The 5,867-nt window shown below is 68.4% G+C and carries 4 protein-coding genes and 1 pseudogene; 2 read left to right on the top strand and 3 right to left on the bottom strand.

All coding sequences use genetic code 11. The features are described 5' to 3' along the window. Positions 1–359 (bottom strand): annotated as a pseudogene (locus tag JNW98_RS14200) (cytochrome P450); the annotation flags it as partial. A gap of 475 nt (positions 360–834) precedes the next feature. Beyond that, positions 835–1,329 carry a MarR family winged helix-turn-helix transcriptional regulator gene (locus tag JNW98_RS14205; protein ID WP_223768559.1) on the bottom strand — a complete coding sequence of 165 codons (495 nt, stop codon included), beginning with the start codon at positions 1,327–1,329 and terminating at the stop codon, positions 835–837. Between the two features lie 128 nt (positions 1,330–1,457). Between JNW98_RS14205 and JNW98_RS14210 the strand changes: the two genes are divergently transcribed. Then, positions 1,458–3,044: an MFS transporter gene (locus JNW98_RS14210; RefSeq protein WP_223768560.1), complete on the top strand. Its 1,587-nt coding sequence runs from the start codon at positions 1,458–1,460 to the stop codon at positions 3,042–3,044. Positions 3,045–3,070: 26 nt separating this feature from the next. Here JNW98_RS14210 and JNW98_RS14215 read toward each other — a convergent pair whose 3' ends face one another. Next, positions 3,071–3,871 carry a bestrophin-like domain gene (locus tag JNW98_RS14215; protein ID WP_223768561.1) on the bottom strand — a complete coding sequence of 267 codons (801 nt, stop codon included), beginning with the start codon at positions 3,869–3,871 and terminating at the stop codon, positions 3,071–3,073. 235 nt (positions 3,872–4,106) lie between these two features. Here JNW98_RS14215 and JNW98_RS14220 point away from each other — a divergent pair, with 235 nt between their 5' ends. Continuing rightward, entirely contained in the window at positions 4,107–4,778 is a 672-nt protein-coding gene (locus tag JNW98_RS14220) for an SMI1/KNR4 family protein (protein WP_223768562.1), read from the top strand. The last annotated feature ends 1,089 nt before the right edge of the window (positions 4,779–5,867 follow it).

Raw genomic sequence — 5,867 nt, forward strand, 5'->3', positions numbered from 1 at the left:
AAGGCGTGGACGAGTTGCCGCGCGGAAGCCTCGACGACGGACGAGAGCCGTTCGGCCAGCCGATTGCGCTGGAATACCGGGGAGATGAGCCGGCGGTGCCGCGTGTGCTCCTCCCCGTCCATGCCCAGGAGGCTCCGGCGGACGAGGGGCCGCAACTGGTCGTCCCAGCTGCGGCTGGAGAAGGCGGCCACGTCCCGGAAGGCGCGCGACACGTCCTCGTACCTGCTGACGAGCCAGGCGCCCAGCCGCTCGTCGTGGAGGAGCGGGAACCGCTCGCGAAGGACGGCGAAAGCCGGGTAGGGGTGTTTCCTGAATTCCTCGGACAGCAGGTCGGGAGGGTCGGACGATAAATGCGGCATGGTCCCCCATCTTTCTGCGCACACGGAGCCGCGGAAACCTCCGTGCATGCTGCATTCCGCCCCCGCGCGGCAACGCGTCCCCACGTGTCCGTCGCTGCCCGAATATACGAGAACGGAGATCGCGTACGGCCGGTATCCCACCTGGGCGTAGCGTCGATCCCGTGTCTCCGACAGGGAGCTCTGTCGAACACTACCGGCGCGAACGGGCGAACGGAAGAGTTCATTGCTTCCCGGCGCCGTCACCCACCGGGTCACGCATTCGGAATGCGGGAATCCCCGTCGCTCAATGGAAAATCCCTGGGCAGCACCCTTGCCGAACGACACCGGATGACCGCCCGTCCATTCCCGTCTCCATTATCGAAATCGGAACTTCCGCATCTCCACCCGCTCGGAACCGGAATTGCATAAGACCAGAGAGACGAAAGTGAACTACACGGACGGCAGCGAAATCTGAGACAGCATAAGAAGCCTGATGTCAGACGCCCTCGTCCGCCGCGTCCGCATCCGGTCCGTCCAGCGCGGTGCGCAGACGGGTCAGGAGAGCCTCGAACTGCTCCAGCACATCCGGCGGGCAGGCGGACAGCACCGCGTCCTGCCGCTGGTTCACCGGTCCGAAGAACTCGTCGGCCAGTTCCTTGACCCGTCCGTCGCTGCGCAGGGTCACGATGCGCCGGTCGGCGTGCTCGCGGGTACGGGAGACGTAGCCGGCCCGTTCGAGCCGGTTGAGCAGTGCCGTCATCGCTCCGGAGGAGAGGGGGATCCGCCGGCTCAGCAGCGCTGGGGAGAGCGGGTTCCCCGCCTCCTCCGCGGAGGCGATCTCCAGGAGGGCGAACGCGTCGGTGGAGTGCACGCCGAGGCGTGCGGCGAAGCGCCGTCCGAGCTCGGTGAAGCCCGCTCCGTAGGCGAGCAACTCCTTCGCGAGCCGGGCCCGTTGGGCGGCGACGCTTTCGGTGGTACTGGGCTCCCGCATCCGAGGTGACTCCTCGCCTCATGCCGGCGGGCGAACGCCGGCGCCGACGTTGACAGTCCGACCGTCGCCATTCTACCTTCACCACCGAATTACTCCACTATGAAGTAACTTCACTATGGAGGTATCCAGTGGATGCGGTGAACCCCGCCCCGCCCCCGGCCCGTCGATGGTCGGCGCTGATCGTCGTCGCCCTGGGGGTGGCCCTGATCGTGGTGGACAGCACGATCGTCAACGTGCTCGTCGGGTCGGTGGTCGAGGACCTCGGCGTCAGTTCCACACAGGCGCAGTGGGTGCAGGAGTCCTACGCGATCGTGCTGGCGGCGCTGCTTCTGCCGGCGGGACGGGTGGCCGACCTCGTCGGCGCCCGCCGGGTGTTCGTGCTGGGCATCGCCGTCTTCGGAGCCGTGAGCGTGCCGGCCGCTCTGGCACCCACCGGACCATGGCTGGTGGCCGCCCGCTTCCTGCAGGGAGTGGGAGCCGCGATGATCCTGCCGACCTCCCTGGCCCTGCTGAACTCCTCCTTCACGGGAAGGGAACGCGGACGCGCGTTCGCGGTCTGGGGCTCGACCATCGGCGCGGCGTCCGCGCTCGGCCCGCTGCTGGGCGGCTGGCTCGCGGCACACGCCTCCTGGCGCTGGGCGTTCGGGATCAACGCGCCGCTCGCGGTCCTCCTCTGTATCGGCGCCACGGCGCTCCTGACACCCTCACCCCGTGGCGGCGGCCGCCTCGACGCGACGGGCACGCTGCTGTCCGCCCTGGGACTAGGCCTCCTGGCCTTCGGCCTGGTCGAAGGACGGACCTACGGCTGGCTGACCGTCACCCGGCCGCTCGGCCCGTGGAGCGACGGCCCGTCCCCCGCCCTGACCGCCCTGGCCCTGGGAGGCGCGGCCCTGACGGCGTTCGTCCGACGGCAAACGGCCCTCGCCGGACAGGGCGACAGCGCACGGGTGCTGATGAACCCGCGGCTGTTCTCCGTCGCGTCCTTCCGCAACGGCAACATCGTGACGGTGATCATCGGCCTGGGCGAGTTCGGCATCATCGCCGTACTGCCCTTGTGGCTCCGGTTCACCCTCGGCTACAGCGCGCTCGAAGCCGGCCTGGCCCTGCTGCCGCTGGCCGTGGGGAGCTTCGCGGCCGGCGGCGCGAGCTTCGGAGCGGCGCACAGGATCACCCCGCTCGGACAGGTCCGCCTGGGCCTGGCGCTGGAGGCCGCCGGCCTCGGCCTCCTCGCCCTGGTCGCCGCCGCGGACACCCCCTGGTGGCCCGTCGCACTGGCCCTTCTCCTCTACGGCGTCGGCGTCGGCTTCGCCACCGCTCAGGTCACCAACGTCGTCCTCGCCGACATCCCCGGCCCCCTGTCCGGGCAGGCCGCGGGTGTCCAGTCCGCCTTCCGCCAACTGGGCTCCGCCCTGGGCATCGCCGTGCTCACCACGGTCTTCTTCACCACCCTCGGCACCGGCCTGCGCACCCGCCTGACCGCCGACGGCACTCCCGCTCCCCAAGCCGACGCGATCGCCGCCACCATCACCGACAGCGCCGGCGCCACGACCACCTCCGTCCCTTCCACCACCCGAATCACCGACACAGCCCACGCCGCCATGACCGACGGCCTCAGCACCAGCAGCTACCTGGCGGCAGCCGCCCTCCTCCTCGCCCTCGCCACCACCGCCCTGGTCCCCCGCAAGCCCACTCCCCAAGCGCCGCACCCCGTCTGACCCCCTCCACCGAACCACCCGGGGATTCACGCCGCACGCCTGTCACCCTCCTGATCACAGGGAAGACGGTCCTGCCGGTAAGCAGCGGCGTATTGACCGGACATATGGCGTTCCAGCGTGGCCAGTGGCGTGGGCTTGATCAGGATGATGCCGCCGAAGGGGCGGTCGACGTCACGGGTGGCCAGCAGGGTGGCGGTGAGCAGGGCGGTGAAGACGACGAGACCGAGGGTGACGGTGAGGTTCTTCGTGGCCGGCAGGCACAGGCCGAGGTTGATGACGAGGACGGCGAGGCTGGCGAGCATCAGCCAGTAGACCGGGCCGGGGATGGTGGGCGTCGATTCCGCGATGCGCGTCTGCCGCGTCTCGTCGCGCTTCTCGTCACCGGAGACGAGCTGCCCGAAGGGAGTGCCCTTGGTGTCAAGACCCCTCAACGTGCTGTGAATGCCACGGCTCCAGGTCTCCGGGGCGCTCGAGCTGTGGCCATGAGCCATGGCAGGCCATTCCCTCGAGCGGACGGCGCGCACGTAACAGGTGATGTCACCCTGCAGACGTCGCCGCGGCTCGGCCGGAACGAAGTCGGCCGCCTCATACATATGATCAAGAACCCGCGCCTCCTGGCGTACGGCCTCCTCGGCCCTGCTGTGGGAACTGGAAGCCGTGACCAGGACGTAGGCCAGCACGAACACCGTCAGGGCCTGCAGCGGCAGCACGAAGTCGCGGACGGTCAGGGTCGGCGTCTCGACCTCCGCGAGCTGCCGACGCAGCGGACGCCGCCCGAGAACGCCCGCGACCAGCGCGCAGACGGCGACGACGACGGTGATGATCACTGCCCTGCCTCCGGATGGTCCCCGCCGCCGGCACCCACCGACCCCACGAAAAGAGGCCGACCCGCCGCACGGCTGCCCGCCATGTTCGCGTACGACACCAGCCCGGCCGGCCAAGAACATGACCGACACCGCCGCGACCACACGGTGAGTCCACACCAAAACACCCCAACGCCCCAGACGAACATGATCATCGACCTGAGACGGTCGTCATCTCGCCACCCGATAACGTGAATGCGTGACGAACATATGGACCGGAGTACGCGAGCGCGTGCTGGCGCTGCGTACGGCTCCGAGGATGAGTGAGGTGTTCGGTGCCGTCTGGCTCGACGACCAGGGACACCGCTTCGAACTCCTGCCCCCGCTCACCCCCGGCGAGCTCGAGGACCTCGAGCGCGAGATCGGCGTGCGGCTCCCCGAGGAATACCGCACCTTCCTCCTGGAGGTAGGAGCCGGCGGCGCCGGCCCCGACTACGGAATCTTCCCTCTACGCCCCGGCACCGAGCGCAGCAAGGCACAGGCGAAGAACCTGGCCGTGCCCTTCCGCCCCCAGGAGATCGGCGCCCTCTTCGACGCACACCAATACGACGAGCCGACCGGCGACCGTTTCACCAACGCCGAGGAATTCTCCGCCGCCTACCGCGCCTGGGACGCCCGCGACGACGCCCTGCGCGAGGAACTCTTCACCGGCACGCTCTACCTCGGCTGCCAGGGCTGTGGCTACTACACGATCCTCGCCGTGACCGGCCCGGAGGCCGGCACCGTCTGGGACGACGTCCAGGCCCTGGGCGAGGGCGTAGCACCCAAACACCACAATGGCGCGGAGCGTATGACGTTCGCCCAGTGGTACCTGGACTGGCTCGCGTACGCCGAACGCACGGCGTGGAAGGCCCCGGAGCAAACGGCGTGACGGCTCCTGCCGGTCCAGGGCGTGTATCGGCAACATTTGACAGCGTGTTTCGGAACCCAGGGTGCCGGGGCAGCGCCCGTGCCCACATTCTAATGCGTTCGTTCGTCAGCACATGAGCTGTCGCACCGTTGTCCGTGCCGCTGACGTCACCTTGTTGTGCCTGGGGGCCAGGCTGCTGTGACCCCGGCATGGGCCGGGGGCCTGGGCGCGGGGGGCTCCTTTCCCCGGCATCCGGGAACGAGTGCGCCAACCACGCCGGCGCCGCAGCACAGGGCTCCGTCCAGGGTGTCGGCAGCACCGCCGGCGGAAACCATCTCGGAGTCCCCGGATCGGCCCCCACCAACCACAGTTGCGGGCGTCAACCGTCCCACCCGTACAACTCGCCGAGTCCATGGTTCCTCGCACGGCCGCCATGAACGGGTGAACCTCATCGACGCACTGCCCCCTTTCGCCACTCAAGCAACAGCGGTTGCGAGCGGTGCGTTCGCTCAACCGACACCGTCCCGCCGGCAACCTCCCGCGCGTCCACCCCACTGTCCCGCCACAGCTCTGACCGGGGAGGACCATCTGCCCTTGTCGGCCTGACGATCACTTCAGCAACCCCGGGTGCCAAGATCCCCGACAGCGCCACACTGAGCGCACCAACATGCCGAACCGCTCATTGCCACCGTCCTCCGATCCGCATCGTCCTGCCGCACGACCAGGCCGTCCCCGTTGCGGAGATCGTGCAGTATCGCCTCGAACCCCGCCGGCGACTTGATCCGGCCGAGGAAGGCCTCCTGACGGCCCATAGATTCGGCGTCTGCTGGAAAACTACCCCCGACTCTGCGGCGTCCGAAGTTTCGCCCTAGACCTATTTTTAGTATACGAAATCAGATGACGAGCAGGGAGCATTCAAGTAGGCCTCTTGAAACCGTCGGCATTCCGGTCCAAGAGTCCACGCTTTACCCGAACTTCCTTTGTGAAAGAGGCTTTGACGGAACATCAAAAACCTCGGATAAAGAATCCGAGTGGAGCACGGGCAGACCGCAACCCACCCCGTAGCCAGCCCCAGAAATTCGCGGAGCGAATTTCTGCAGGCCGAATTGC

The sequence above is a fragment of the Streptomyces huiliensis genome (assembly GCF_020037025.1).
Lineage (GTDB): Bacteria > Actinomycetota > Actinomycetes > Streptomycetales > Streptomycetaceae > Streptomyces > Streptomyces huiliensis.

Excerpts from the sequence above, each read along its gene's own strand:
- JNW98_RS14205 (WP_223768559.1), bottom strand. The coding sequence starts at position 1,329 with ATGCGGGAGCCCAGTACCACCGAAAGCGTCGCCGCCCAACGGGCCCGG.